Origin of the sequence: Bradyrhizobium sp. CSA207 (genome assembly GCF_029051685.1) — a bacterium.
Lineage (GTDB): Bacteria > Pseudomonadota > Alphaproteobacteria > Rhizobiales > Xanthobacteraceae > Bradyrhizobium.
Window position 1 is genome coordinate 1 of the sequence record NZ_JAACFT010000117.1, and the last position, 911, is coordinate 911.

The window sequence follows — 911 nt, forward strand, 5'->3', positions numbered from 1 at the left end:
ACCTCGACCGCCTTTCCCATGCTGACGGGCACGCTGGTGACGGTCGCCGGCTTCATTCCGATCGGGCTCAACAACAGCAATGCGGGCGAATTCACCTTCACGCTGTTCGTCGTCATCGCGGTCTCGCTGATCGTCTCCTGGATCGTGGCGGTGCTGTTCACGCCGTTGCTCGGCGTCACCATCCTGCCCGCCAGAATGAAGGGCCATCATGAGCAGAAGGGGCGCGTGGCGCAGTTGTTCGCGCGTCTGCTGAAGTTCTGCATGCATCACCGTTGGGCCACCATCGGCGTCACGGTTGCGGCCTTTCTGCTGGCGCTGGTCGGCATGAACTTCGTGCCGCAGCAGTTCTTCCCGTCGTCCGATCGTGCCGAGCTGGTGATCGACTGGAATTTGCCGCAGAACGCGTCGATCGACGATTCCAATGCGCAGATGGCGCGCTTCGAGCGCGAACAGCTTCAGGACAACAATTCGGTCGATCACTGGTCAACCTATGTCGGCATCGGCTCGCCGCGCTTCGTCCTGTCCTTCGACGTCCAGACCGCCAACAGCTGGTTCGGCCAGATGGTGGTGGTGACTAAGGGCGGCATCAAGGCGCGCGATCAGGTCAAGGCACGGTTCGAGGACTACCTGAAGAAGACGTTCCCCGGGACCGACACCTACGTCAAACTGCTCGAAGTCGGCCCGCCCGTGGGGCGTCCCGTGCAATATCGCTTGAGCGGGCCTGACATCGCCAAGGTGCGAGATCTCTCGCAAAAGCTTGCCGGCATCGTGCGAAGCAACCCGGATCTTGGCAATGTCGTGTTCGACTGGATGGAGCCGGCCCGCGTCGTCAAGGTCGACGTGCTCCAGGACAAGGCGCGCCAGCTCGGCGTGACCTCGGAAGACATCGCCACGACCTTGAACTCCGTGCT

1 protein-coding gene is annotated in these 911 nt (G+C 62.1%); it reads left to right on the forward strand.

The genetic code is table 11. The features are described from left to right. On the forward strand, window positions 1-911 hold a 911-nt coding region (locus GWG65_RS40225), incomplete at both ends, for an efflux RND transporter permease subunit (RefSeq protein ID WP_275200922.1).